Consider the following 25428-nt stretch of genomic DNA (forward strand, 5'->3'; position numbering starts at 1 on the left):
TTTAGTGATCCTCCATTCTCCTTAGAGCCAGTGCCATAGTGAGCCCTGGGATAATTCTGTTTCCTGTTAGCTCTGCGCCGAGAATCTCATTGATTCGCTTTAGTCTGTATTGAACTGTGTTGTTATGAATATTCATAAACTCTGCAGTCTTGTTACTATTCATTCCGGCATCAAGCACGAATGTTTCGAGTGTCTCGAGGAGCAACCTTCCCTTATTTAGAGATACTTCTCGTTCAAATGGCTCGAGTAAATCTAGGTAAATCTTCTTGAGCACACTACTCTGCATCTGAATATTGATACAGTTGCAGACCATCGACATCTCGTACTTAGTAAACACCCTCTTATATGGGAACACAGCCTCTACGTTATTCCAAGTCTCGTTAATCATCTTGAAACCGTCTATAGCGCTGTCGAGCTCCTCAATACCTGTAGAGTGAAAAATCCTTACATCCTTACGACCTTCCTTGAGATCATCGTACATTCTGAGGCAATCATTCTTGAGCTGAACGCCCTTCTCTTCACCTGCATCGGCATAAATCATCCCGTAAAATTCATTTCCTTCAATGAGTGGAAGTATGCCGAATCCCTTGTCTGATTTATATTTCTCGAGAATATCCTGTGATGCTCGGTTGTTTATCCCATTCGCATAGAATACACTGACAAACTGTTTGCCTTTGAGTCCAGCCTCGTCGATTAGGGTGTAGCAGAATGTCAAATCTCCTCTTATAGCTGACTTGATAAATTCAGCCCTTGAATCTCTCTCAGGAGTGTACTTCCACATACCCATCGCAAGCTCGATAATCTCAGCTAGTTTCTTGATCTCAGTAGCAGAGTAATTGTCCTCATTATCCACAATCATCAAGATGTGCTTCTCATTATTTATATCTATAGTTCCCCAGTAAGTGATTACGTCATTAATATTGACCTGGGTGAACATGGTCGAGTGCGACACATCCATCTTCTTGGCCTGAACTATCGCATTATCAATAGTTTCCTCATGGCGAGTCTCAATCGTGAGTATTGGATTAAACTCAGATGTCATCAAAATAGCCTGATAGTCATTATTTATAGCCGCTTCCTTTAGCGCACTCTGGAAGTTTCTATGCTTTTCGAAGTTAAGAAGATGATAAATTGTGTTGTTTAAAATATTGTCACTGTAGTTGTGTCCGTACAAGATTTTATCAAGTACCTGTTCCATGAGAACGGCATACGTAGTCTCTTTATCGTCTGGAATTACGATAATCAGGAGTCCATTTTCCTCCGCTGTCTTGATTACCTTTTGGTCTACAGCTCTCACACCTTCCTCATGCAGGAATATTACGAGTGTAGCGATTGCCTTTTTACCAAAACCAACGACAATTCGGCACTGAGCATCAATATCATCCTTACAGTTCCAGAAATGGGTAAGAACCATCTGTTCCTTTACTCCGTTACGCTCGATTCCCTTCTCATAATCAATTTCATCGAAAACTGAGATGGTTCGCACTCTTCTGTCCATCTTTCTCTTGCAGGAAATTACGGTGCTCCCTTTGAACGCATCTAGATTAAGGCAATCTTCTACAGTTATCCTCATTTTATTGCTCCTTCAATTTCTTTGACTCCGATCCTATCGCTCTTTTACTCTTTGTCAGCTTCCGTATCATTCTTGGATTCATCTTTAGATTCAGGCTCTGCTTCCTTTGCTGCATCTGCATCTGTATCCGCATCTACATCAATCTCATCATCTTGCGGCTCTTCTTTAGCATTAGAAGGCCATCCTACGCTAGACTTCGCTTGTTCTTCTTCAGATAGCTTTTCCGAATCATTATTATCTGCATGGTTGTTTTCTTCTGCAAAAGTAGAGTCTTCAAACTTTAAATCACCAACGATAACAGACTGAAGTTCCTTTAGCCTCTCCTCAGCCTCCTGACGTCTCTCTTCCTCGAGTCTTTCACTTTCCTTTGCCTCTGCCTTGTTTAACTCCGCAATTTCTTTATCACGAGCCTTTACATTCTCAGCAAGCTCCTCAGGTGTGATTTTTCCTTCATAGAGATCATTAAACTGTTCTCCATCAAGTGTCTCGATGAGCAGAAGGGCCTGAGCAACTCTTTCAAACGCTTCATCATTCTCCTTAAGAATGTTAGTTGTTGCTTCATAGCAGTTCTCGAGTATGTGTTTAATCTCAGCATCGATTTCTGAAGCAGTTTCCTCGGAATAATTCTGTCTTGTGGAAAAGTCCTTTCCAAGGAACACTTCATCACTTGAGCTAAAGCTCACTGGTCCAAGCTTTGAGCTAAACCCATACTTTGTAATCATCTGTCTAGCGATAGCTGTTGCACGTTCAAGGTCGTTACTTGCACCGGTGCTTATGTCATCTAGCTTAAGCGCCTCTGCAACTCTACCGCCTAGTAAATGTTTAATCATATTAACCATGTCACCCTTTGTCATGAAGAACTTTTCATCTTCAGGAAGTGACATCGTGAATCCGCCTGCCATACCTCTCGGTATGATAGTGATTTGATGAACTGGGTCGGAGTTAGGTATGGCCTTCATAACTATCGCATGTCCGGCTTCGTGGTATGCAGTAAGCTTTCTCTCAGCCTCAGAAATCACTCTCGATTTCTTTGCAGGGCCAGCCATTACCTTAGTAGTAGCCTCCTCAATTTCATCCATTCTAATCTTAGTACCGTTGCGTCTAGCTGTTAAAAGTGCCGCTTCGTTAACCAAGTTCTCGATATCTGCAGGTGAAAAACCAGGTGTTCTCCTAGCGAGAATCTCAATTGTAACATCGTCAGCAAGCGGTTTATTCTTGGTGTGAACCTTGAAAATTTCCTCTCTGGCTTTAACGTCAGGCATTCCGATTACAATCTGCCTATCAAATCTGCCTGGGCGAAGCAGTGCAGGGTCTAGTACATCAGGCCTATTTGTGGCAGCTAAAATAATGATGCCTGAGTTTCCATCGAAACCATCCATCTCAACAAGAAGTTGATTGAGCGTCTGCTCACGCTCATCATTACCCCCGCCAAGACCAGCACCTCTCTTACGTCCTACGGCATCAATTTCGTCTATGAATATGATGCACGGAGCATTCTTCTTAGCTTGGTCAAAAAGATCTCTTACACGAGAAGCACCCACACCTACAAACATCTCGACGAAGTCAGAACCTGAAATCGTAAAGAATGGAACTCCAGCCTCACCAGCTGTAGCTCTAGAGATGTAAGTCTTACCAGTACCTGGATTTCCTACGAGTAGTACCCCCTTAGGAATTCTAGCACCTAAATTAGAGTATTTGGAAGGATTCTTAAGGAAATCAACAATCTCCTCGAGCTCCTCTTTTTCTTCCTTTAGCCCAGCTACATCAGCAAAACGTATATTCTTACCATTTTCTTTGTACAGCTTAGCCCTGTTCTTACCGAACTGGAATGCTTTGTTGTTACCACCCTGACTCATCATGAAGTAGAACAGGAATCCGAGTGCGACAACCATAATAATCGTCGGTAGCAGTGAGAAGAAGTTAACACTACTCTGCGGTGGATCGCTAGAAAGCTTCAGCTTACCGGACTTAACCTGCGGGAACACATAGCTGTTCTCAAGCCAGCTGATTTCAACAACCGATGGCGCATAGGCGTATTCCTTGTTGCCATTCTTTAGCGTTGCCGTCATCTTTCTATCCGTTATATTTATTGTCTTATATTTTCCTTTTTCAAGGTGAGTTGCAAATGTTGAGAATTTCACTTCGGCAGTCTTCTTCGCACCATCTGCTCCCTTGTAGAAAAAAGCTACTCCGAGAACAACCGCAAATATAACCAAATATATCGCAAAATTCTTAATAAATCTCTTCAATTATCGTACCCCTCATATTTCTTTAGTAATATTTTTGGTCTAAAATTTGTTATTTTACACAAACTGTCGTGTTATTTTATCATACGAATTAGCGCAGTTCAAGAAACAAAACCCTCTCTGAACTGTTGTCAACCTGATATTTTTGTGAATATTTCCCCTTAATCCTATATCGCGCTGACTTAAACATTTCATTAGGTAAAATCCAAAGTATTTCACTACCTATTGCAGCCAATTTTATTTCATCTCGAGATGTCTTTGGTACCTTCTCATCTACTAAAAAATCCTGTAGCTTTTTGCTGCCGTTTCCTGTTCCGATATAGTCCCCAGACCTTCTGGTGCGCAGTCTAACGTCAAGTCTGGAGCTTTCATCTGATACGCCAATCATTTCCGCTTTAAATCCCCTTTCCTTAAACAGCTTGTCTAGGTCAAATGCTGCATATGGATTATCTTTTTCTTCGCTACCTTCTGCACTTCCTCTGAACTCTTGATATTCTGCAATAGATATAGCTTTTGTAGAAATCCCTCTTATATCATGCCTTCCTGAACCTGAGCGAGGTTCATTCACGTATTTTTTCTGTAAAAACACCAGCCTCTCATATCTGCGCTCTGCTGTTATTCCCCCAGGCAAGTCATAGCTTGCTGAAGGGCTCCTTGAATCGATGATTCCTACTAATGAATTGACGAGCTCATAGGTTGGATGAACATCCTCTGCCTCAAGCATCATAGCTGCTATACGCCTCTTTAGCGCTTTATGCACATCCCTCACTTTATAAAGCTTATATTCATGATTACCAGAGGCAATTGCCTCATATATTTTCACAGCTTCCTTCATCATGTATTCATCATCACAAGCCGCTGACTCGCTCAGCCGTGTAATTGCCTTTCGAAATGAAGGATTATAATCTCTTTCGAGCTCTGGTATCAGTTCAAGTCTAATCTTATTACGGCTGTATATAGGCTCTTCATTGCTCTTATCTATGCTTGGTTTTAGACCGTAGTCATTTACATATACCTCAATCTCGGTTCGACTTATACCTATAAGTGGTCTTATTACAGTGTATCCATGCTCGTCTAACCTTCTAATAGGTATACCAGCTAAACCACGAACTGCAGTGCCACGCAGTATATGAAACAGTACAGTCTCAACTTGATCGTCCGCGTTCTGAGCCACTGCTATCTTTATTCTATCTCTAGGTGTTCCGCAACGTTCTAGTTCATACGCCATATCAGAAAATGCTTCGTAGCGAACCTTGCGGCCAGCCTCTTCTTCCGATATCCTTTCGCGTTCTGCGATCTCCTTACAGTCGCAGATAACAAGTTTAAATGGAATACCAAGCTCTATGCATATGCGTCTAGCATGTTCTGCCTCAACATCACAGTCCACAGGTCTAATCTTATGATTAATATGGACCGCATATATTGATATTCCAAGCTCCTCCCTAGCTGAATTCAGCGCATGAAGAAGTGTCAGTGAATCAGGTCCACCCGAAAAACCGACTATTACTTTATCTCCATTTTCTACTGTTTTGCTATCAATAATCTTTTTTATAATTCCATTCATAGGTATCCCAAGTTAACTCCTAATTAGCGCATTTATGCGTAATCATATGAATATGTTTCCGAATTGCAAATAACTCTGCCTATAATACCTCTATATTAAAGAAGCGTCTCGCATTTTCTGATGTTATCCGTACTGCTTCATCAAACCCGATGTCCTTTAATAGCGCCATTCTTCTCACAACATGCTCAATATACGGCGTCTTATTAGGCCTCCCTCTCTTCGGTTCTGGTGCAAGAAAAGGCGCATCAGTCTCACTCATTATAAACTGAAGCGGTATTCCCTCTAGTACCTCTACTGTTTTTCTCGCATTTTTAAATGTAAGCGGTCCACCTATAGAGATTGTCGCCCCCAGCTTCACATACTCTCGCGCCAGTTCAAGGGAACCCGAATAGCAGTGTAGCTGCACTCTGGCATCAGCAACCATCCCCCCTTGTCCATCTGGTCTCTTGGGAAAATGAGCTTTCCTCTCTTCTCTGAATGCTCCTTCCTCGATGAGGATATCTCTTGTAAGCGCATCGGCTTCTCTTGTATGAATCATAATCGGCATCATGAGTTCATTCGCAATTCTTATCTGCTTCCTGAAGAGCTCAATCTGTTCAGCCCTGGAGTCCTTTCCATAGTGGAAGTCTAGACCTATTTCACCGATTGCTTGAACCTTTGGTGCGCTTGCGAGCTCCTTGATCCTATCTATATCATCATCAGAGTATGTGAGTGCCTTATCCGGATGAATCCCAACAGCAGCATAGCACCAAGAATAATCAGCTGCATCCTTAATCGCCTGCTCTGACGATTCTACAGAGTCTCCGACATCGATGATAAACTCCACATCAGACTCTTCTATCTCCCTTGCCCTATCAAGCCGCTCTTCTTCGCTGAACTCTTCATAATTCAAATGAGTGTGTGCATCAAATAGCATTTTTCTCCCCCTCTTATATTGGTAAAAAAGACCTCAAGTCTATACTTGAGGCCTCATTCTTATTATTTTTTTCGGTTGTTCTTCTTTATAGCAACCTTTTCCTGTTCTGTATTAGATAGAACTTCAATCTCCTTAGCTACATCTAGCCTTGGGAATAGAGCATCTCCTTTGTGGACATGTGCCCCAGCCATCATGCGGAACTCTTCGAGATCCGACCACTTTGCCTCTTGATTTGAAATTCCGAGCTGATCTCTCATCCTATCTGAAGTCGTATGCATATATGGGATGATTAACACAGAAATCATTCTGAGCACCTCTGCTAGATTGCTCATGACTGTATCAAGTTCGGCTTTCTTACTCTCGTCCTTTGCAAGAACCCAAGGCATCTTTTCGTCGATATACTTGTTAGCTCTCGAAATAACTATCCAAATCTCCTCGAGCGCATTGTTGAAGCGGAATTCATCCATGTGAGCTTCAACCTTCGCAGCGCATCCGAGTGCTGTAGCAATCAGGTCACGATCGAAATCATCCTCAGTCGTAGCTTCTGGAACCACTCCGCCGCAATACTTTTCAATCATCGAAACGGTTCTCGATAGGAGGTTTCCAAGGTCATTAGCGAGGTCGTAATTGATGCGGTTCAGCATGATTTCGTTGGTATATAGCCCATCTTGACCAAAAGTATACTCTCTGAGCAAGAAATACTTAAGCGCATCTATTCCATAACGATCAATTAGAATCTCTGGATCAACAATATTGCCCTTCGATTTCGACATCTTGCCACCATCGATTAGAATCCATCCGTGACCAAGAACCTTCTTAGGCACTGGCTCGTTCATAGACATGAGCATTGCTGGCCAGATAATGGAGTGGAATCTTACGATTTCCTTACCTACTAGGTTTATTCCTGGCCAGTACTTTTTGTACTGTTCTTCATCCTCACCAGGGAATCCAAGGGCGGTAATATAGTTTGATAGTGCATCGAGCCACACATAGATTACGTGTCTCTCATCAATTGGAACTTTGATGCCCCAATCTAATGAAGCTCTCGAGATACATAGGTCCTCGAGCCCCTGCTCTACAAATGAAATCATCTCCTTCGCACGAGATTCAGGCTGAAGGAATGTGCCATTTCCAAGGAGCTCAACAAGCTTGTCAGAATACTTTGATAGCTTAAAGAAGTATGCATCTTCGCTCATCTTCTTAACAGGTCTACCGCAATCAGGGCAGTTTCCTTCTACTAGTTGGCTCTCTGTCCAAAAGGACTCACAAGGAGTACAGTACCACCCCTCGTACTTATCCTTATAGATATCACCATTGTCGTACATCTTCATGAAGATTTCCTGAACGCGCTTTTCATGGCGCTCCTCTGTGGTTCTGATAAAGTCATCATAGCTGATTTCCATCGTCGCCCAGAGTCTCTTAATTGTATCAACAATTGGATCGATATATTCAATCGGTGTCACGCCAGCTTCTTGTGCACACTTAGCGATCTTCTGACCGTGCTCGTCAGTACCTGTGAGGAATCTTACATCATATCCGGTAAGCCTCTTAAATCTCGCCATCGCGTCTGCCATAACTGTGCAGTATGTGTGTCCAATATGCAGCTTAGCGCTTGGATAGTATATAGGTGTAGTAATATAAAAAGTGCCCTTTTTTTCCGTCATCGTATTCCCTTTCAAAATCTATAGCATGTGTCAAAGGATTGGTTTAATATACGCCGTAGTCCTCGTCTTCTTCTCCCCAATCTACATCTGACCAATCATCCTCAACAAAAATTTCGTCGAAAATCTTCTTAGTTGCAACGACAAGAGTAGCTCCTGCGATTATGCTGAGACCAGCTATTCTCATGCTCGTTTTGAGCATCTTCTGTCTTCTAGCTGCTTTTCCCTCTTCAATTAGAAGTGCTTTTTCTGCATCTGTCATACGTCTTCTTCTAACCATTATATCCTCCTTGCCATCAGGCAGTAATTACATGTGTTACTTCTCTCGATTATATCTAAATACCTTGTTTTTTTCAAGGTGTTTAGATGTTGACCTTATACATTTAGCCATTTCGTCAGAAGGCAATAAACCGCACATGTGCTTCGTTGTCTTGTATATATCATATAAAAAGCGATAATCTTCTCTGATGATGAGAATTGATTATCGCCTATATTTTATTCATATATTAAGACATTTAACTAGTTGGCATTTTCAAAGTTTACACCTAGTATACTCTTAAGCTTTCCGCCTACGCAAAATGCTACATGAAGCTTTATCATATCTCCAATTATGAACGGCAGTACCGTAAGCTGGAGAACTTTCGTAAATGGAATATTATTTCCAAGATGTACACTCTGCACAAAATAGAAGTATACCGCACCTACCGCATATATCACAAAGGTCGCTATAGCAAGGCTAGCATATCTCTTCACATTTGAACTTGACTCATAGCCTGCACCTACTATATATGCTGCTAATATGAACGCTATTATGAACCCAAATGTTGGAGCAAATATATACTGCGGTCCTCCTTTTAATCCGGCAAATACCGGAAGTCCAACAAGCCCTGCTATTACATACACTGTAACAGCCATCACACCGAGCCTCTTGCCCATAGTTATTCCTATCGAGAGCACTACGAGCGATTGCAGACTAATGGGAACTGGGCCGATTGGTATGGAAATCGCAGACCCTATTACGAGAAGAGCTGTCGCAAGTCCGACGCTTGTAATAGTGCGTGCGTCTAGTCGGTTGTGGCTTTTAACGTGACCATTATTACAATTCTTGTTAATATCGCAAATGTCGTTTTCTTTATTTCGATTCTTATCCATTTTTAACCTTTTCTTTCTCATCTGTTACATGATTATTTTCCCTGAAATGAACTTTTTCATGCCCGATTCTGTCAAAAGTAAAAGCGCTCCGTCTTCGCCGACTCCAGTCAGCGTACCTTCATAGCGCTTATCCGATTCAAAAGTTACAGTTAATCCCTTTGCAAAGAGATGTGAGTTCACTTCTCTTTCCATATACTTCGTATTATCCGAACTGTTATCCTTAATGTGTTCAAATATCTTTACAATAATGTCTGCAAGGATCTCACATCTATTAAATTCTATACCCTTATATTCATATAAAGATGTCATATTATATAGAGTCATCTCTTCTTTAGTTTGGTTAACGTTGATTCCAAAACCTATTATTAATTTTTCAGTTTTCCCGTTCTCTATAATTGTCTCACAAAGTATACCGCCTAGCTTCTTGTCGCCTATATAAATGTCATTTGGCCACTTGACCTCAGCTTCAGCCCCATGCTCTGCCAGCACTTCACGGATGATAGCCCCTACTAGAAGCGGATACACAATTGTTTCAGCTGGCTCAAGATCAATCGACAACATAATCGTCGCCAGTATCGATTGACATGGTGATGACCACCAGTGAGATGAATTCTTACCTACACCAGCATATTGGTTTTCAGCCACAATTATTGCATTCTCAAGTTCTCCAGCATGTTCCTTAGCATATTTATTTGTTGAATCGATATTTTCGAAATATATATATCGAAACCCATTAGGCAAGACGCTATCCACCTTATGTTTTCTGTTAATTTCTGAAATTACCGAGTCCTCATGCAACCTAAAATCATGCATCTAATCGACCTTGTTGTCCGCGATAAATCTATTAACTTCACCCATAAACTCATCGCTCATGACCTTAAGAATGTGCTCTAGGTTATCGATTTCTTCTTCAGTAAACCTCTTCGCCAATCTGTCGAGCACTATCGGTATATAACTATTCTTCGCCTTGTAGTACTCGTGAAACTTCTCGGTCTCCTTGAGAATATACTCTCGCTTATCCTCTTTAGACTGAATCTTCTCTATATATCCCTTCTTCATCAAGGAAGATATCTTATAGGCAACATTAGGTGTCGACATCTCCAGGAATTCCGCAAGCTGGCTCACCTTAGGGTTCTTCATCGCATGAATAACCTCTAATGTAAATGTCTCTGTCGCTGTAAGCTCATGCTCCTTGCCTCCGCCATTTACAAACATATGCTTATACAAGTTCAATTTGAACTTCTCGTATACCTCTGCAAATACCTCTGTAAGCATCTATTCAAATCCGCCTTTCTTAACTACAGGGATTAAAGTTCTGGCGCTCTACATGATGGCAAATGAAATCTCGCATGACATCGCTTTCTCACCGTCAACTAGGATGTAGCCTTCTCCAAATCCAATATTCCCGACTCTCTTATTGATTGCGCAGTGGATCTCCAGCTGATCTCCCGGAACGATTTTCTTATGAAATCTAGCCTTCTTGATTCCCGCAAGGAACGCATTAGCGCCCTTTTCTTGATCGATCAAGACTGCAACAGCGCCGACCTGTCCCACTGCTTCCACTTGAAGAACTCCTGGCATTACAGCCTCACTAGGGAAGTGTCCCTGAAAGAAAGGTTCGTTTCCGCTAACATTCTTAATTCCAACAGCTTTATTTCCCGCCTCAAGTTCGACAATTTTATCAACCATGATAAATGGGTATCTGTGCGGCAAAATATTTCTCACTTCTTCATATGTCAATTTCATTCGGTCCACCTCTTTACTACGATTGATGCATTATGCCCTCCGAACCCAAGTGAATTCTTGAGCGCATAGTTGATTTCTGCTTCCTTATACCTATTAACCACCAGATTAAGATCGCATGCGTCATCTGGATATTCGTAGTTTATAGTTGGAGGAACTATCCCTGCCTGCATGGAAATGATAGTCATCGCTAGTTCCGTTGAACCAGAAGCTCCAAGAAGGTGTCCTATTTGTGATTTTGAAGAAGATACGAGTACATCTCTGTAGTCCTCGCCAAATGCACGCTTTATAGCTGTCGTTTCATATTTGTCATTGAGAGGAGTTGACGTTCCGTGCGCATTGATGTAATCGATATCGCAAGTCATAATCCCAGCATCTGCTATTGCCTGTACCATGGCCTGCGCGGCAAATTTCCCATCTTCGCAAGGAGCTGTGATGTGATTTGCATCGCAGGTATCACTGTACCCTACAATCTCCGCTAGTATGTTAGCACCTCTTTTGACCGCATGCTCGTATTCCTCTAGAACTATCACAGTCGCGCCTTCACCCATTACAAATCCATCTCTCTTCTTATCGAATGGAATCGATGCCCTGTTAGGATTCTGAGAGAGCGATAGCGCCTTCATAGAGGTAAATCCACCTACCGAGAGTTCCGTGATAGGAGCCTCGCTGCCTCCGGCAAACATGATATCAGCATACCCATGCTTGATGTGGCGGTATGCCTCACCGATGGCATTGGTTGCACTGGAGCAAGCCGTAACCATAGCCTGACAAGAACCGTGAGCATTTAAATCAATGGCGATATTTCCAGCTGTTAGATTTATTATTGCCATCGGGATGTAATATGGCGACACCTTGTCGAAGCCACGACTCATACCCTTGGCATGCTCTGACTCGATAGTGCTTATTCCACCGATTCCAGAGGAAACAAAGACTCCGGCTCTTTCATTTGACAAATATTCTCTTGTGAGATTAGCATTTTCCAAAGCTCTTCTGCCGGCTATTATACCAAATTGAGTGACTCTATCCAATCGCCTCTGTTCTCTTTTATCAAAGTAATCGTCGGGATTGTAGTCCTTTACTTCTGCGGCTAGCTTAACAGCTCTATCACTTGCATCATATCTCGTGATTTCTCCGATTCCGCAGCGCGAATTTTTGATTCCCTCAAGCACTTCAGCTGCACTGTTTCCTAACGGAGTAACCATGCCGATACCAGTTACTACTACTCTACTCATTATATGTTCATACCCCCATCTACTGATATAACCTGACCTGTTATGTAACGCGATTCATCTCCAGCGAGAAACGCTGTCAGATTCGCAACATCGCTCGGTTCCCCAATCTTGCCGAGTGGAATTTCAGCCTTAATTTTATCTTTTACCTGCTCCGTCAAATTTTCAGTCATCGGTGTCTCTATAAAACCCGGTGCTATCGCATTTACTAGGATATTTCGCGATGCGAATTCCTTTGCGAACGATTTGGTCATACCTATTAGTCCAGCCTTTGCTGCAGAATAGTTGGCCTGACCAGCGTTACCATGTAGACCTACGACCGAAGACATGTTGATAATTCTGCCACTACGCCTCTTCATCATGTATCTCGACACATATTTGCTTAGGTAGAAAGCTCCATTTAGGTTGGTGTTTATAACATCTTCAAAGTCTGCTTCGCTCATCTGCATTACAAGCTTGTCTCTTGTGATACCTGCGTTGTTAACCAGCACGTCAATCTGATCCTGTTCCTCAATGACTTCCTCTACTATCCTCTTACAATCTTCAGCTCGTCCAATATCACCGATCACTACCTGCACGTGACATTTTTCGTCCGATAGTCTCTCTACTAGCTCTTTAAGCTGTGGTTTCACGGTACGAACATTTAGTGCAAGATTAAATCCTTCGGTCTTCAGCTTTTCGGCAATTACTGTACCTATTCCACCAGCAGCTCCTGTAATAAGCGCTACTTTATTCGCCATACTTATACTCCTTTTTATTTCTAAGAATTTGAACACTTAATCTAGGCTTCAAGTAGTTCAATCAAATCATCATCGTTCTTAATCGTGCTAACCTCTAGCCCTTCAAACTCTCTCTCTAGGATTGTGGAAAGTACACCACCTGGACCTATTTCCAGAAAATGTGTAATCCCATCATCTACCATATTTTTGAATGTCTTGTAGAGGAGCACCGGTGATACTATCTGTTCCGATAACACATGAACCATCGACGTCCCGTTGTACTTCTCGCCAGTAACATTTGGATAATATGAAATTTCTGGTACTCTAAATGAAGTCCCTTCGAGGGTTTCCATAAATTCAACCCTTGCCGATTCCATAAACGGAGTATGGAATGCTCCGCTAACTGCAAGAGGTTTAGCAAGCTTCCTGTTAGCCTTTAGAAAATCCTTAAGTTCATCTATTGCGTCACCTTCACCTGATACGATGATCTGCCGACTGCTGTTTATGTTAGCGATATATACTTTGCCCTCGAATTCAGGATTGCCCTGCAGAACCTCTCTAACTTCGTCTTCAGTCATCTTGAGAATTGCTAGCATTTTGCTATTTCTATTCTCTGATGCTTCTCCCATCAGGGCTCCACGCATAGCAACAAGTCTTAGTGCATCTCCTTCGTCGATTATTTCTGATAGTGCGAGTGCACTGTATTCCCCTAGGCTGAGTCCGCACGTTGACATAAGTCCCTTTAGAAGATCAGGCTTATGTGTGCGAATCAGTTTCAACACGGCAAGCTGAAAAGCAATCATGATTGGCTGAAGATTTTTAGTCTTAGATATGTCATCGATGCTGCCTCTGAAGGACATGTCTGTGAGTTCTCTCCCTAGTCTGTCATATATGCCTCTAATCTCAGGATATCTATCGTACAGCTTACTGCCCATACCCTCATACTGCGAACCCTGTCCAGCGAATATTACTGCTAAATTACCCATTATCTCCTCTATTTCTCTGATAGATTTACTTTACTGTCATTTATGTAAATAGGTCTCTCTATTTAATGCTATTCTTTGCGAGCTGATATTCGCTCATCAATTTCTCAAGTAGCTCAGGAACTGAATACAGCCTATCGAACTGAGCAGCTGTGTATCCTGCCATAACAGAACCCTGATCCACATCACCTTCGTATACTGCTTTTCTCAATCTTCCAAGCGTGAAATCCTCAAGCACTTCCTTGTCACTCTCGCTCCTTTCAAGCTCCTTAAACTCTCTGGTCATCGGATTCTTGACAAGTCGCATAGGTCTTCCATTTAGATTCCCGATTGACGTAATGCGATGGGATTCAGTATGCATCAGCAGATTCTTATAGTTCTGGTGAACGGGAACTTCATCGGTGAAGAGAAAGGCTGTTCCGATTTGAACACCTTTAGCTCCCAGCACTTCCGCAGCTAGCATCTGTGCACCCGATCCGATTCCACCACCTGCAATTATCGGTTTATCAGTTGCACCCGTTACCTGATAGATCAGAGTCATAGTCGTCATTTCTCCGATATGACCTCCTGCTTCCATCCCCTCTGCAATGTAAGCAAACACATCGAACTTATCGAGGCGCTTAATCTGAAGCGGCGATGATATAACCGGCATAACCTTTATTCCAGCAGATTGGAAATCCTCCATATATGGACCAGGACTGCCTGCTCCAGCGATTACATACGGAACCTTCGCCTTGCACACAACCTCAACTAGCTCCTTAATATCTGAACGGAACATAATCAAATTTACTGCAAAAGGCTTATCTGTTAGGCCTTTACATATATCAATTTCTTTGGCAAGCACATCAGCCTTCATGCCGCCCGAACCGATCGTCCCTAGAGCTCCGGCGTTAGATACAGCAGCTGCAAATTTACCATCTGTTATATTCGCCATTCCTCCCTGAATTATCGGATATTTAATATTTAGTAATTTATCTAAGTTCATCTCTACCACTCCATAAGTACCGAATTAACAATTAGTCCCGCTCCAAAAGCCGTGAACAGCACCTTATCCCCATCTTTAAACTTATCCCTGTACTCGTACAAAAGTGTTGGAACAGATGCTGCCGAGGTATTTCCTCGTTCTCTTATATTCTTTAGAACCTTATCCTCGTCTATTCCAGTTCTCTTGGAAATCTGCTCGAGTATCCTCACATTAGCTTGATGAGCAGCTACATAATCTATATCGGCTCCAGTGAGATCAGCTCTCTCGAGTAGACGCTCGAGTGATTCTGGGACTTTACTTATCGCGAATTTGAACACCTCTTGACCATTCATTTGAATGAAATCATCATCGTCCATTACGATTACACGGTCATCTCCATACGTACTTGCATCACTCAGCCACAGCTTATCATTCTTCTCAACTACAATGCCTGCGCATCCATCTCCAAACAGTACGGCTATCCCTCTGTCGTTAAAATCTATATATCTGCTAACCTGTTCGCTGGCAACGAGAATAGCCTCTTCTCCAGGATCAAGCATGCGCTCAGCCATAATCATAGCCGACACAAAGCCTGCGCAGGCAGCATTTATATCTACAGAAAAACAGCTGTTTTTAAGTTCTAATCTCTTGTGGAGGATACCCGCAATCGAAGGAATTCTAATGTCACTCGAGAACGATGCGACGATAAGAACCTTTACTTTATCTCTATCGAACACAAGTTGGTCAGCGAGTTCCTTTGCCATCTCTGACGGGGTTTCCTCCGTTATGTAACGATTTTCAATCCCCGTACGAGTTAGAATCCACTCATCAGTCGTATCGAGTCTTTCTTCATAGTACTTATTGCTACGCTTAACTCCTCTAGTCAAGCTTTTAATGTCCTTAACTTTAAGTCCCATCTTATCCTCTAATCTCTCTAAATTTATCGTATCTGCGCTCTCTAATTTCCTCGCCAGTCATGTCTGACAATGTTTGAAGCTCAGTTGAAATCAAATTTCTTAGCTGTGTAAAGTTTACCTTATCTCCATTCTCATCTATGATTTCATCTACGATTCCGAAGTCATATAAATCCTGTGATGTAATCTTCATTACGTCAGCAGCTTTTTCAGCAAGTCCTGCATCCTTCCATAGAATAGATGCAAAACCTTCGGGTGAAAGTATCGAGTACACTGCATTTTTAAACATAAATATCTTGTTAGCTACGGATAGCGCTAATGCACCACCAGATCCACCTTCACCTATAACTACTGCAATTACAGGAACTGTTAGCATTGACATCTTCTCTAGTGAAGACGCTATAGCTTCAAACTGTCCACGCTCTTCTGCACCTACCCCCGGATATGCACCTGGTGTATCTATAAATGTAATTACAGGTCTTCTGAATTTTTCAGCCTGATCCATCAACCTCATGGCCTTGCGATATCCTTCAGGCATCGGCATTCCGAAGTTCGTTTCTACCCCCTCTTCAATACCACGCCCTTTCTGAATCCCGATAAAGGTAACCGGTCTTTCCTCAAATAATCCGATTCCGCCGATTATCGTTTTGGAATCCCCGAAGCACCTGTCGCCCTTAAGGTAGACTATGTCTTCGAAAAGCCTTTCGATAACTTCTTTAGATCTAATCCTGTTACTAGATCTGGCCTTTTTAACTATTTCATAAGCATTACTCATATTTCGCTCCAATCTTCACATGGTGCTTGAGCAGCTTAGCAATTAGTCTACGCTGGCTCTCTCTTTCGCATATAATATCTACAAAACCACATTCCTCGAGTTTTTCAGCTCTTTGGAATCCTTTTGGAAGCTTCTTTTTGATGGTCTGCTCAATTACCCTTGGTCCAGCAAATCCAATCAGCGCATTAGGTTCAGCTATAATGATATCCCCAAGGGATGCAAAGCTCGCTGATACTCCTCCTGTGGTAGGATTTGTCAAAACACTTATATAGAGCAGTCCTGCATCTTGAAACTTTCCAATAGCAGCGCTCGTCTTGGCCATCTGCATGAGAGAAAAAATTCCCTCCTGCATTCTTGCTCCTCCCGAAGCTGAAAAGACGATAACTGGAAGATCATTGCTAATCGCATATTCGAACATCTTAGTCAGCTCTTCGCCCATGTATGTGCCAAGACTTCCCATCATGTATTGAAGCTCAAGCACCGCCACTAAGGCAGGATTACCCTCTATCGTACCCTTAACGATAGAAACAGCTTCATTAAGTCCTGACTTCTTTTCTTCCTTAGCACGCTTTTCATCATACTTAGGAAAAGAAATTGGGTCTCTTAGCTCACTACCAAAGCTGATTTTTTCATATCCCTCATCCATGAGGTACTCGAAGCGTTCAAGTCCGTTCATCTTCATGTGGTATCCGCACTCTGGGCATATCTTAAGATGTTCTACGAACTCCTTGTAGTCGATTACTGACTTACATCCCTCACACTTAAGAAAAAGGTCGGGAAGCGCTCTTCGCGGCTCACGCCTAACCTGATTCTGCCTGCTCCCGCCTCTTATACTCTTAATTGCGGACAATAGATTTTTTCGCTTATTTAAGCTTCCCATTTTCTGCTATTCTCCCGTTACATGCATGCTTTCCAGAAGCTCAGCTTCCTTATGAGCAACATAATTTGTATCAATATTTCCAAGGATGAAATCCTTGTCATACAGTATCGCATAGATAAATCCTAGGTTAGTTGGAACACCGTCTATAATCGTCTCAGAAACTGCACGTCTAAGCTTCTTTATAGCATCCATTCGCGTACTTCCCTTTACGATTAGCTTTGCCATCATAGAATCGTAGAATGGCAGTATTTTTGCACCTTGATATAGCGCAGTCTCAAACCTTGTGTCTAGTCCACCTGGTGGTAGAAAGAAGCTTATCTCACCACAACTTGGTCTGAAATCATCATAAGGATTTTGGGCATTAACTCTAACCTCAATCGCATGACCATTAGCTGCTACATCCTCCTGCTTTACAGATAGAGGAAGCCCCGAAGCAATTCTGATCTGCTCCTTGATAAGGTTAATTCCTGTGACCATCTCTGTTACCGGATACTCGACCTGGATCCTCGTGTTCATCTCCATAAAATAATAATTGTCATACTTATCTACGATAAACTCTACCGTTCCAGTACCTTCGTAACCACACGCCTTTGCACACATCACTGCAGACTGATACATATTTTCCAGTAAATCGCTATTAGCTCTGCTAGGGCTCTCCTCGATAATCTTCTGGTTATTTCTCTGGATACTGCAGTCTCTCTCTGGTAGGTACACCACATTCCCGAGGCTATCCGCAAGTATCTGAATCTCGATATGTCTAGGATTCTCAATTAGCTTCTCAATATAGATATCATCGTTTGCAAATGACGCCTTTGCCTCTCTCCTTGTTAGTTCCCAGCCAGGAACGAGGTCTTCACGCTTATAGATTCTGCGCATGCCTTTTCCACCGCCACCCGCCGATGCCTTCAGAAGCACGGGATAACCAATCTCATCAGCAATCCTGTAGAGCTGCTCTTCATCATGTACTACATCATTGCATCCAGGTACAACTGGAACACCACTCTCTTCCATGAGACCTCTGGCGGAAAGCTTATTACCCATAAGATTAATCACCTTCGATGATGGTCCTATGAGCTTTAGTCCACAAGCCTCTACTTTTTCTGCAAAATCACCATTTTCAGCTAGAAAACCATATCCAGGATGGATAGCTTCGCAGCCCGACTCAATCGCAGCGGTCAGGATATTCGCAACATTTAGGTATGATGCGGAACTCTTTCCTGAACCGATACATATTGATTGATCTGCCAAATATATCGCCGGTTGACCTTTATCTACATCTGAATAAACCGCAACAGTCTCAACACCCATTTCATTACAATTTCTCTGTATGCTCAGCGCAATCTCTCCGCGGTTAGCTATTAAGACCTTTCTAATCATTCACCTTTCTCCAGCACAAACATAACCTGATCAAACTCTACAAGCTCTTCGTTCTTGCACTTGATTTCCTTGATTACCCCATCATAATCAGATCTAATCTCATTCATCATCTTCATCGATTCTAGGATGCAGAGCACATCACCTTTCTTCACAGTATCTCCGACCTTCACGAATGGAGGTGAATTAGGATCCTTTGCTGCGTAGAACACTCCTACAATCGGTGATTTTACAACTTCTGTGTTAAGAGAGGCTGTATCCAACTCCTTAGCAGGCGCAGATGCTTCTAAGCTAGATGCATCATTTGTCTCTGCTACGGCCCTTGTCTGCACGGCTGGTACCGAAGCAGGAGCGACAGGCTGCAGAGATACTGTAGGTGCTACTACTTCTGTCACAGGCACTGATGGTACTGCACATACAGACGAGCCTTTCTTAAGAGTTAAAGCATAGTCCGATATCTTAATTTCTAAATAGTCACTACTACTACGATCGAACACGCCAACTAGCCTCTCGGTTAGCTCTAAATACTTTTCCATAATTAGTTACCACCATTTGCGAACTTCAGCACATCTGCAATAGTCTTGCACTCTGGGAATTTTTCCTCAGGAATTGAAACTCCATGAGCTTCTTCCATCATCATCGAAAGTTCTACAGCATCTAGCGAGTCAAGCTTTAAATCCTCCTGAAGATCTGCAGTCTCAGTTACCTTATCCTCACTAACACCAAAATTCTCGCAAATTAGTTCCTTTAGCTGTTCAAAAGTCATATCATTTACTCCTTTTTCTCTTAATCTCTGTATTTGATAAAATAATTTAGTTAAATAATTTTATCTATTATTTTTTTACTATTTTATTTGCCTTAGCTACTTTCGTCAAGTGAAAGTTTTGTGTGCAATTCTTTTTTTCTTTAAAAATAGCTGAATTTCAACGTTAAAAAGCCTCAGATTAAAATTTTAAATTTTTTCAAAAAAAAGAAAAGATGGCTGAAATTCAGCCATCTCCCCTCATACTTTATGGATTATCAATATACGCCCATTACCTAGCGTATGCCATTACTGTCTAGCTTCAGCACCAATATCAAGACCTGTCTTGAAAGCCTTGTCATTTAGTGGAATTACCTTTGGCTTGTGCTCAAACTTGTGGTGAATTCCATCATAAATAACCTGCTCAGGTACTGCATTAGAGTATCCAATGTAAGCTCCAAGCATAATGATGTTAAGAACTCTTGGGTTACCCATCTCGAGAGCCATCTCTGTAACTGGAACAGATACTACAGTGATGTCATCTCTATCAATTGGATCCTTTACGATTGAGCTGTTAATGAACAATGTACCACCCTTCTTAAGAGTTGGAAGGAACTTGTGTAGTGAAGGTCCGTTCATTACAACAAGGTCATCTACACTGTTAGATACAGGTGCACCGATTTCATCATCAGAAATTACAACGTAACAGTTTGCTGTACCACCTCTCATAGCTGCGCCATAAGAAGGGAAGAATGTTACATTAAGGTCTGTTGACTGACATGTAGCTTCCGAAAGAAGCTTTCCCATGGTCATTACACCCTGTCCGCCGAATCCGGCAATCATCAAATTTCTTTCCATTCTAAACCTCCCTATTTAGCTTCTGCGCCCTTGTCTCTAACGAGACCTAGAGGGTACTCATCAAACATATCCTTCTCGAGGAACTTCAGTGAATCAAGTGTGCTCATTCCCCAGTTTGTTGGGCAAGATGTAACGATCTCTACAAGCGAGAAACCTCTGCCTTCAAGCTGATACTGGAATGCTTTCTTGATTGCCTTACGAGCCTTGATTACGTTCTGAGGAGTGTTGCAAGAAACTCTTTCTAGATAGTAAGGAGCTGTTAGCTGGTTGAGAATTTCAACGATGTGCATTGGATATCCGTGAAGATCCGGCTCTCTACCCTCTGGTGTAGTTGTGGAGTTCATGCCGATAAGAGTTGTTGGCGCCATCTGTCCACCAGTCATACCGTAAATTCCGTTGTTAACGAAGATTACTGTGAAGTTCTCTCCTCTGTTAGCAGCTGACATAGTCTCTGCAAGTCCGATGGAAGCAAGGTCTCCATCACCCTGATATGTGTATACAAGTGAATCAGGGGATGATCTCTTGATTCCTGTAGCTACAGCGCAAGCTCTTCCGTGAGCAGCGATAGTAGCATCGTGAGCAACGTAGAACTGACCGAGTCCGCAGCAACCTACACCCTCAACTCTTACGAGCTTATCGAGCTTACCTAGTTCTTCTGCCGCTTCACCGATTAGCTTATGCACAGTACCGTGCATGCATCCCGGACAGAATCCGGATACTGTATCAGGAAGAATTCCCTTAGTTCTTGAATAAACTTTTGCCATCTATAGTACCTCCTTAATCAGTTCACGAGCAGCTTCCATTACCTGATCATTAGTCAGAAGCTGACCACCGGATCTTAGGCACTCCTTGATAACTGTTCTGCCCTTAACTGCATGATCCACGTCCCATCTCATCTGAGCAGGGATGGACATCTCGACATTGAGAATACCCTTTACTCTGTTAAAGTCTATATTCTCAAATGCTTCATATGGGAATGGAGAAAGCTTGATAGGTCTGATCATACCAATCTTAACTCCTTCTTTTCTTAGCTCTCTTACGATAACCTTTCCGATACGAGCGGAGATTCCGTATGCTGCGATTAGAATTTCAGCATCCTCTGTCTCTAGCTCCTCGTACTCAACGTCCTTATCCCAAGTTCTGTAGAGCTTATCTGCTTCGATATTAACAGCTTCCTGTCCTGTTCCAACAGAACCAGGTCTGCAGAATGCGTTCTCACCTACTGGGTGACCCACTATAGCTCTATAGTTGAATGCATCTCTTAGTTCTGCAATCTCTTCAGGTGTCTTCATTGGAGGAAGAACTACTGGCTCCATGATTGTTCCCATAACTCCATCTGTGAGGATGAGTACTGGGTTCTGGTCTCTCTCAGCATAGTCAAATGCCTTGTATACCATGTCTACGCACTCCTGAACAGTTGCTGGAGCGAGTACGATCATTCTGAAACCACCGTTTCCGGAAGCCTTAGTTGCCTGAAGGTAATCCTGCTGAGCTGGCTGGATAGCACCGATTCCAGGACCACCTCTCTGCACGTTTACATATACTGCTGGTAGTCTAGCGGATGCGCAGAAGGAGATACCCTCTGAGTACAAGCTGATTCCACAGCTGGATGAAGAGCTCATCGCTCTGATTCCAGTCGAAACAGCACCGTAAAGCATGTTTACAGATGCAACCTCGGACTCACCCTGTACAAAGCTTCCACCTACTTCTGGCATTCTTCTTGCCATATACTCAGGAATTTCGTTCTGTGGTGTGATTGGATAACCAGCAAAGAAACGACATCCTGCTCTTACAGCTGCCTCTGCAATCGCTTCGCAGCCTTTCATAAATACACGTTCTGCCATATTGCTCCTCCTTACTAATCTCTCCAAACCTCAATACAGTCCTCTGGACATATCTGTGCACACATTGCGCAACCGATGCAATCCTCTGGTGTAGCTGCAACTGAATAAGGGTAACCCTTTGAGTTAACATTCTCACCGATAACGAGGACTTTCTTTGGACATGAAATCACGCAATACTGGCAAGATTTGCAAGCTTCAGCATTGATTTCAACTCTACCTTTAGCCATCAACATTACCTCCTTAAATAAAATGTTTTAGCGATCAACCCACGAATACGTCAGGAACAACTCAATTGGGAATAGATGTCTGTCTGTCATACCTTTGACTTCGTCATATATCTCATCCCTTACAACGAAACTGCCGACGGTAACTATTCCATCGAGCATCTCGTCGAGCCTAGCAAGTCCTTCCATGAATTCTTCTGCACTCGTCTGGTAACCTAGGTTAGGGTTACCAAGAATATAGATGCGATTCAACCTAGCCGCAGTTACGATATCGCTCATAGTCTCATCAATCGCCTTTAGACTCTTCGTCCAAGGTCTATACGGATTGATGACGTAGACCGGAACCGTATCGTCATCCTTTAGCAAGTGTGCGTACACCCCTACAACTCTCGAGGCATTGTGACCACCGCCTATATCAAGAATTGTATACACATCCTTGTTCATAAGCGATTCAGCAACACCGCCGACTACAATCGGTGCATCGAGAAATTGCAGCTGATAATTTATCTCCACACCCTTCTGGGCGAATGCATCCTTCATATCCCTAGAGCGGTATAGCGGTTTGCTCTGGTCCATATCGAATACCTGAACCTTTGCACCGGTCTGCTCAGCAAGCTTTGCTGCAACATTGAGAACGATCTCACTCTTACCGCTTCCAGCCTCTCCTATAAAGAGAAAATTCTTTTTCTCATTGAGGAGATCTCCGAAATCCTTATCCATCTCGTAGAAAATACTCATCCTACTACCTCATCTAAAAACTTCTTTCACACAATGTCACAAGAAAAAGCAGAGATTGTGTAAAGCAAATCAGTTTTAACTATCTAAATAAATTCTCGCATTCAGAAGCTGTATCCTGCAGCCTTGGTATTACGGAGTAAAGGCTTCTGACCATCCTCTCTTTATACCCACTGACGCTGATTGCACAGATTGCTGTTCCATCCGTTGAAAGCACAGGCGCCGCTACACATACGAGTCCCTCTGTGACTTCTTCCATATCATAGGCGAGTCTGCTTTCCTTAACCTCTTCGAGGAGCGTTTTATACTCGTCTTTATCTACGATACTCTTGTGTGTGAGCCTCACGTAATCAATCTCTTCGGCTAATTTATCCGATTCACCGGAAAATGCAGTGAGTACTTTCCCTGCAGCTGTCAAGTTTAGACTCATCATCTCCTCAGAGCTAACCACTACGGCAATGCCAGTATATGGATTCTTACGAATCGCTATATATGACTTCAGTCCTTCACGCACCGATACAGTCACCGCCAGACCGCATTTCCTACATAGTCTAGCAACCGGTTCATCTAGCATATTGACTATCTGCTTCTGTATATTAGTATTTCGACTCAAGGTGAACACTCTATCTGTAAGATAATAACCACCATCGATTTTATCCTTGTAGATGTATTTCATCTCCTCAAGCGAATTGAGAATTCTGCTTATAGCAGCGTTGGAAAGTCCCGTTTGCTGAGCTATAGACGTCAAGGTCAATCGGCTTTGGGATTGGTATAAATCAAGCACCTTTAACGCTTTTTCAAGTGAACTATTGCGCTCTGCCATGATGTTTTCCTTTCACTGCCTTTTTACAATTCAAAATATACTCTTTAGCATTAAGTTAGTCAACATTAACAGGCGAATTTTTTCCGTATTTCGAGCAGTAAATTCGATATGCGGAAAATATTGGTTGATAGAATTTTAAGTTCTTCAATTGATATTGACACTGCAATTTACTTATAAGACAATATAAACATTATGAAAATATTAAGTATTAGTACTCAAAAGCCGCACTCAACTGGTAGCGGCGTATACTTGACGGAGCTCGTCAAATCTTTCGACAGAGCAGGTCATGAACAGGCTGTAGTTGCTGGGGTATATGAAGAGGACTTATTCGAATTTCCTCCTTCTGTACGCACCTACCCAGTCTACTATTCACATGGGGATTATAGAGGCGATTTACCGTTTGAGGTGCTTGGCATGTCAGATGTTATGCCGTACCCTTCTACACTATACAATTCCCTCACTGATGATATGGCAGATATGCTTTATAGTGCTTTTGGAAAAACCATCGGAAGAGCTATAAGAGAGCTTGATCCAGATGTAATACTATGCCATCACCTATTCTTGCTCACTTCCATGCTTCCTGATATGGTCAAAGAGTTTGCACCAGATTTATTTCATGGCAAAATCTATGGTATCTCGCATGGCTCCGACATAAGGCAGTTTCAGAACTGTCCGTTCAGACGTGATTCTATCATCTCTGGGATAAGGAAGCTTGACGGAATCTTTGCTCTTCATGAAGAACAGAAAAAGCAGATTAGCGAGCTTTACGGTATAGCTGATAACAAAATCAATGTTATCGGCACCGGATATAACTCGCAGATATTTAATATGGATGAAGATATGGAAAAGCCAGGGGCAGATGATTCGTACAAAATCATCTATGCCGGCAAGCTCAGCACTGCTAAGGGAATTTTTCCGCTTATAGAAGCCCTTGCTGAACTGGATGAGGATAGCGAAATTCCCGCTTTTGAGCTCCTGCTTGCCGGCGGCTGTCAGGATGAGGGAATCGCGCGCCTCCTCTCGGGGAAGCCAGCGCTCCGCGCTGGCGACGCAGGCGAGCTCAAAGCCCTACCATTCAGGGCCCGTTACCTCGGCATGCTATCCCAGACTGAGCTCGCTGCGGCCTTCAGAGCCAGCGACATATTCGTGCTCCCTTCATACTATGAAGGTCTTCCCCTCGTCCTGATAGAGGCGATGGCGTCGGGCGCGATTCCCATCTGCACCAGCCTGCCAGGGATTAAGAGCTGGCTGGCCAGCAAGATTATATCTGACAATACCGTCTTGGTAGAGCCGCCTAAGATGCAGGCTCCAGGAGAACCATTTGAGTCCGAAATCCCTGCATTTAAGGAGCGGCTCAAGACTGGTCTCATATCTGCTTTAGAACTTGCACACCGCAAGAGATTTGATCCAGATTATGTATATCCAAATACGAACAATGCATCGTGGGATGGAGTTACGGAAACTATACTGAAATATGTATAACTTTCCTTGCTCTCTCCACATTCA

At 42.7% G+C, this 25428-nt stretch carries 27 protein-coding genes; 1 reads left to right on the top strand and 26 read right to left on the bottom strand.

Annotated elements, in window-relative coordinates; translation table 11 throughout:
• Position 1: 1 nt before the first annotated feature.
• The 26 genes from Q7O90_RS02330 to Q7O90_RS02455 all read right to left on the bottom strand — a co-directional run bounded on the left by Q7O90_RS02330 (position 2) and on the right by Q7O90_RS02455 (position 23922).
• Positions 2-1573 (bottom strand): PucR family transcriptional regulator, encoded by a 1572-nt coding sequence (locus Q7O90_RS02330; RefSeq protein WP_106056410.1) that lies wholly within the window; start codon positions 1571-1573, stop codon positions 2-4.
• A 44-nt stretch (positions 1574-1617) separates the two neighbouring features.
• A complete protein-coding gene (gene ftsH / locus Q7O90_RS02335; protein WP_304126959.1) occupies positions 1618-3822 on the bottom strand; it encodes an ATP-dependent zinc metalloprotease FtsH in 2205 nt (734 codons plus the stop codon).
• Positions 3823-3910: 88 nt separating this feature from the next.
• Positions 3911-5383 carry a tRNA lysidine(34) synthetase TilS gene (gene tilS, locus Q7O90_RS02340; RefSeq protein WP_304126962.1) on the bottom strand — a complete coding sequence of 491 codons (1473 nt, stop codon included), beginning with the start codon at positions 5381-5383 and terminating at the stop codon, positions 3911-3913.
• 79 nt (positions 5384-5462) lie between these two features.
• The gene (locus tag Q7O90_RS02345; RefSeq protein ID WP_304126965.1) at positions 5463-6299 is read right to left on the bottom strand and encodes a TatD family hydrolase; all 837 of its coding nucleotides are present in this window, start codon (positions 6297-6299) and stop codon (positions 5463-5465) included.
• 62 nt (positions 6300-6361) lie between these two features.
• Entirely contained in the window at positions 6362-7963 is a 1602-nt protein-coding gene (gene metG / locus Q7O90_RS02350; protein WP_304126968.1) for a methionine--tRNA ligase, read from the bottom strand.
• A 43-nt stretch (positions 7964-8006) separates the two neighbouring features.
• Complete coding sequence (locus Q7O90_RS02355; protein WP_106056399.1) at positions 8007-8240, bottom strand: hypothetical protein; 234 nt, start codon at positions 8238-8240, stop codon at positions 8007-8009.
• Positions 8241-8479: 239 nt separating this feature from the next.
• The gene (locus tag Q7O90_RS02360) at positions 8480-9112 is read right to left on the bottom strand and encodes a biotin transporter BioY (protein ID WP_304126970.1); all 633 of its coding nucleotides are present in this window, start codon (positions 9110-9112) and stop codon (positions 8480-8482) included.
• Between the two features lie 24 nt (positions 9113-9136).
• Positions 9137-9925 (bottom strand): biotin--[acetyl-CoA-carboxylase] ligase, encoded by a 789-nt coding sequence (locus tag Q7O90_RS02365; RefSeq protein WP_304126972.1) that lies wholly within the window; start codon positions 9923-9925, stop codon positions 9137-9139.
• The gene (locus tag Q7O90_RS02370; RefSeq protein ID WP_106056393.1) at positions 9926-10387 is read right to left on the bottom strand and encodes a MarR family transcriptional regulator; all 462 of its coding nucleotides are present in this window, start codon (positions 10385-10387) and stop codon (positions 9926-9928) included. It lies immediately after the preceding gene.
• Between the two features lie 48 nt (positions 10388-10435).
• The gene (fabZ, locus tag Q7O90_RS02375) at positions 10436-10858 is read right to left on the bottom strand and encodes a 3-hydroxyacyl-ACP dehydratase FabZ (RefSeq protein WP_106056391.1); all 423 of its coding nucleotides are present in this window, start codon (positions 10856-10858) and stop codon (positions 10436-10438) included.
• Complete coding sequence (gene fabF / locus Q7O90_RS02380; protein ID WP_304126975.1) at positions 10855-12090, bottom strand: beta-ketoacyl-ACP synthase II; 1236 nt, start codon at positions 12088-12090, stop codon at positions 10855-10857. The genes fabZ and fabF overlap by 4 nt, the downstream gene beginning before the upstream one ends.
• Positions 12090-12827 (bottom strand): 3-oxoacyl-[acyl-carrier-protein] reductase, encoded by a 738-nt coding sequence (gene fabG, locus Q7O90_RS02385; RefSeq protein ID WP_304126978.1) that lies wholly within the window; start codon positions 12825-12827, stop codon positions 12090-12092. The genes fabF and fabG overlap by 1 nt, the downstream gene beginning before the upstream one ends.
• A gap of 41 nt (positions 12828-12868) precedes the next feature.
• On the bottom strand, positions 12869-13792 hold the full coding sequence (locus Q7O90_RS02390) for an ACP S-malonyltransferase (RefSeq protein ID WP_304126980.1): 924 nt from the start codon (positions 13790-13792) through the stop codon (positions 12869-12871).
• A 58-nt stretch (positions 13793-13850) separates the two neighbouring features.
• Positions 13851-14774: an NAD(P)H-dependent flavin oxidoreductase gene (locus tag Q7O90_RS02395; protein ID WP_304126983.1), complete on the bottom strand. Its 924-nt coding sequence runs from the start codon at positions 14772-14774 to the stop codon at positions 13851-13853.
• 2 nt (positions 14775-14776) lie between these two features.
• Positions 14777-15670: a 3-oxoacyl-ACP synthase III family protein gene (locus Q7O90_RS02400; protein ID WP_304126986.1), complete on the bottom strand. Its 894-nt coding sequence runs from the start codon at positions 15668-15670 to the stop codon at positions 14777-14779.
• Between the two features lies 1 nt (position 15671).
• Positions 15672-16442 (bottom strand): carboxyltransferase subunit alpha, encoded by a 771-nt coding sequence (gene accA / locus Q7O90_RS02405; RefSeq protein ID WP_304126989.1) that lies wholly within the window; start codon positions 16440-16442, stop codon positions 15672-15674.
• Positions 16435-17322 (bottom strand): acetyl-CoA carboxylase, carboxyltransferase subunit beta, encoded by an 888-nt coding sequence (gene accD, locus Q7O90_RS02410; protein WP_304126992.1) that lies wholly within the window; start codon positions 17320-17322, stop codon positions 16435-16437. The genes accA and accD overlap by 8 nt, the downstream gene beginning before the upstream one ends.
• A gap of 6 nt (positions 17323-17328) precedes the next feature.
• A complete protein-coding gene (locus Q7O90_RS02415) occupies positions 17329-18699 on the bottom strand; it encodes an acetyl-CoA carboxylase biotin carboxylase subunit (protein WP_304126994.1) in 1371 nt (456 codons plus the stop codon).
• On the bottom strand, positions 18696-19232 hold the full coding sequence (accB, locus tag Q7O90_RS02420) for an acetyl-CoA carboxylase biotin carboxyl carrier protein (RefSeq protein ID WP_304126997.1): 537 nt from the start codon (positions 19230-19232) through the stop codon (positions 18696-18698). The genes Q7O90_RS02415 and accB overlap by 4 nt, the downstream gene beginning before the upstream one ends.
• Before the next feature lie 2 nt (positions 19233-19234).
• Positions 19235-19462 (bottom strand): acyl carrier protein, encoded by a 228-nt coding sequence (locus tag Q7O90_RS02425; protein WP_106056371.1) that lies wholly within the window; start codon positions 19460-19462, stop codon positions 19235-19237.
• Positions 19463-19747: 285 nt separating this feature from the next.
• Positions 19748-20296: a 2-oxoacid:acceptor oxidoreductase family protein gene (locus Q7O90_RS02430; RefSeq protein ID WP_106056369.1), complete on the bottom strand. Its 549-nt coding sequence runs from the start codon at positions 20294-20296 to the stop codon at positions 19748-19750.
• Between the two features lie 11 nt (positions 20297-20307).
• On the bottom strand, positions 20308-21060 hold the full coding sequence (locus tag Q7O90_RS02435; protein ID WP_106056367.1) for a thiamine pyrophosphate-dependent enzyme: 753 nt from the start codon (positions 21058-21060) through the stop codon (positions 20308-20310).
• Positions 21061-22140, bottom strand: coding sequence for a 3-methyl-2-oxobutanoate dehydrogenase subunit VorB (vorB, locus tag Q7O90_RS02440; RefSeq protein ID WP_304127003.1), 1080 nt, complete (start codon positions 22138-22140; stop codon positions 21061-21063).
• A 14-nt stretch (positions 22141-22154) separates the two neighbouring features.
• A complete protein-coding gene (locus Q7O90_RS02445; protein WP_297967946.1) occupies positions 22155-22367 on the bottom strand; it encodes a 4Fe-4S dicluster domain-containing protein in 213 nt (70 codons plus the stop codon).
• Between the two features lie 27 nt (positions 22368-22394).
• Positions 22395-23102: a nucleotide-binding protein gene (locus tag Q7O90_RS02450; protein ID WP_304127010.1), complete on the bottom strand. Its 708-nt coding sequence runs from the start codon at positions 23100-23102 to the stop codon at positions 22395-22397.
• 79 nt (positions 23103-23181) lie between these two features.
• On the bottom strand, positions 23182-23922 hold the full coding sequence (locus Q7O90_RS02455) for an IclR family transcriptional regulator (RefSeq protein WP_273067660.1): 741 nt from the start codon (positions 23920-23922) through the stop codon (positions 23182-23184).
• A 192-nt stretch (positions 23923-24114) separates the two neighbouring features.
• On the opposite strand from Q7O90_RS02455, the gene Q7O90_RS02460 reads away from it, so the two are divergent.
• The gene (locus Q7O90_RS02460) at positions 24115-25404 is read left to right on the top strand and encodes a glycosyltransferase family 4 protein (protein WP_304127018.1); all 1290 of its coding nucleotides are present in this window, start codon (positions 24115-24117) and stop codon (positions 25402-25404) included.
• Positions 25405-25428 lie beyond the last annotated feature (24 nt).

This window comes from Mogibacterium diversum, assembly GCF_938028775.1.
GTDB classification, from domain to species: Bacteria; Bacillota; Clostridia; order Peptostreptococcales; family Anaerovoracaceae; genus Mogibacterium; species Mogibacterium diversum_A.

Coding starts and splice junctions, on each gene's coding strand:
- Q7O90_RS02455 (WP_273067660.1), bottom strand. CDS start 23,922: ATGGCAGAGCGCAATAGTTCACTTGAAAAAGCGTTAAAGGTGCTTGAT.
- Q7O90_RS02360 (WP_304126970.1), bottom strand. CDS start 9,112: ATGGATAAGAATCGAAATAAAGAAAACGACATTTGCGATATTAACAAG.
- Q7O90_RS02400 (WP_304126986.1), bottom strand. CDS start 15,670: ATGGGACTTAAAGTTAAGGACATTAAAAGCTTGACTAGAGGAGTTAAG.
- tilS (WP_304126962.1), bottom strand. CDS start 5,383: ATGAATGGAATTATAAAAAAGATTATTGATAGCAAAACAGTAGAAAAT.
- Q7O90_RS02425 (WP_106056371.1), bottom strand. CDS start 19,462: ATGACTTTTGAACAGCTAAAGGAACTAATTTGCGAGAATTTTGGTGTT.
- metG (WP_304126968.1), bottom strand. CDS start 7,963: ATGACGGAAAAAAAGGGCACTTTTTATATTACTACACCTATATACTAT.
- fabG (WP_304126978.1), bottom strand. CDS start 12,827: ATGGCGAATAAAGTAGCGCTTATTACAGGAGCTGCTGGTGGAATAGGT.
- Q7O90_RS02345 (WP_304126965.1), bottom strand. CDS start 6,299: ATGCTATTTGATGCACACACTCATTTGAATTATGAAGAGTTCAGCGAA.
- accA (WP_304126989.1), bottom strand. CDS start 16,442: ATGAGTAATGCTTATGAAATAGTTAAAAAGGCCAGATCTAGTAACAGG.
- Q7O90_RS02415 (WP_304126994.1), bottom strand. CDS start 18,699: ATGATTAGAAAGGTCTTAATAGCTAACCGCGGAGAGATTGCGCTGAGC.
- Q7O90_RS02330 (WP_106056410.1), bottom strand. CDS start 1,573: ATGAGGATAACTGTAGAAGATTGCCTTAATCTAGATGCGTTCAAAGGG.
- Q7O90_RS02445 (WP_297967946.1), bottom strand. CDS start 22,367: ATGGCTAAAGGTAGAGTTGAAATCAATGCTGAAGCTTGCAAATCTTGC.
- Q7O90_RS02365 (WP_304126972.1), bottom strand. CDS start 9,925: ATGCATGATTTTAGGTTGCATGAGGACTCGGTAATTTCAGAAATTAAC.
- Q7O90_RS02460 (WP_304127018.1), top strand. CDS start 24,115: ATGAAAATATTAAGTATTAGTACTCAAAAGCCGCACTCAACTGGTAGC.
- Q7O90_RS02435 (WP_106056367.1), bottom strand. CDS start 21,060: ATGGCAAAAGTTTATTCAAGAACTAAGGGAATTCTTCCTGATACAGTA.
- Q7O90_RS02370 (WP_106056393.1), bottom strand. CDS start 10,387: ATGCTTACAGAGGTATTTGCAGAGGTATACGAGAAGTTCAAATTGAAC.
- Q7O90_RS02450 (WP_304127010.1), bottom strand. CDS start 23,102: ATGAGTATTTTCTACGAGATGGATAAGGATTTCGGAGATCTCCTCAAT.
- Q7O90_RS02355 (WP_106056399.1), bottom strand. CDS start 8,240: ATGGTTAGAAGAAGACGTATGACAGATGCAGAAAAAGCACTTCTAATT.
- Q7O90_RS02430 (WP_106056369.1), bottom strand. CDS start 20,296: ATGGAAAGAAATTTGATGATTGCCGGATTCGGCGGACAGGGTGTAATG.
- fabF (WP_304126975.1), bottom strand. CDS start 12,090: ATGAGTAGAGTAGTAGTAACTGGTATCGGCATGGTTACTCCGTTAGGA.
- vorB (WP_304127003.1), bottom strand. CDS start 22,140: ATGGCAGAACGTGTATTTATGAAAGGCTGCGAAGCGATTGCAGAGGCA.
- accD (WP_304126992.1), bottom strand. CDS start 17,322: ATGGGAAGCTTAAATAAGCGAAAAAATCTATTGTCCGCAATTAAGAGT.
- accB (WP_304126997.1), bottom strand. CDS start 19,232: ATGGAAAAGTATTTAGAGCTAACCGAGAGGCTAGTTGGCGTGTTCGAT.
- Q7O90_RS02395 (WP_304126983.1), bottom strand. CDS start 14,774: ATGAACTTAGATAAATTACTAAATATTAAATATCCGATAATTCAGGGA.
- Q7O90_RS02390 (WP_304126980.1), bottom strand. CDS start 13,792: ATGGGTAATTTAGCAGTAATATTCGCTGGACAGGGTTCGCAGTATGAG.
- fabZ (WP_106056391.1), bottom strand. CDS start 10,858: ATGAAATTGACATATGAAGAAGTGAGAAATATTTTGCCGCACAGATAC.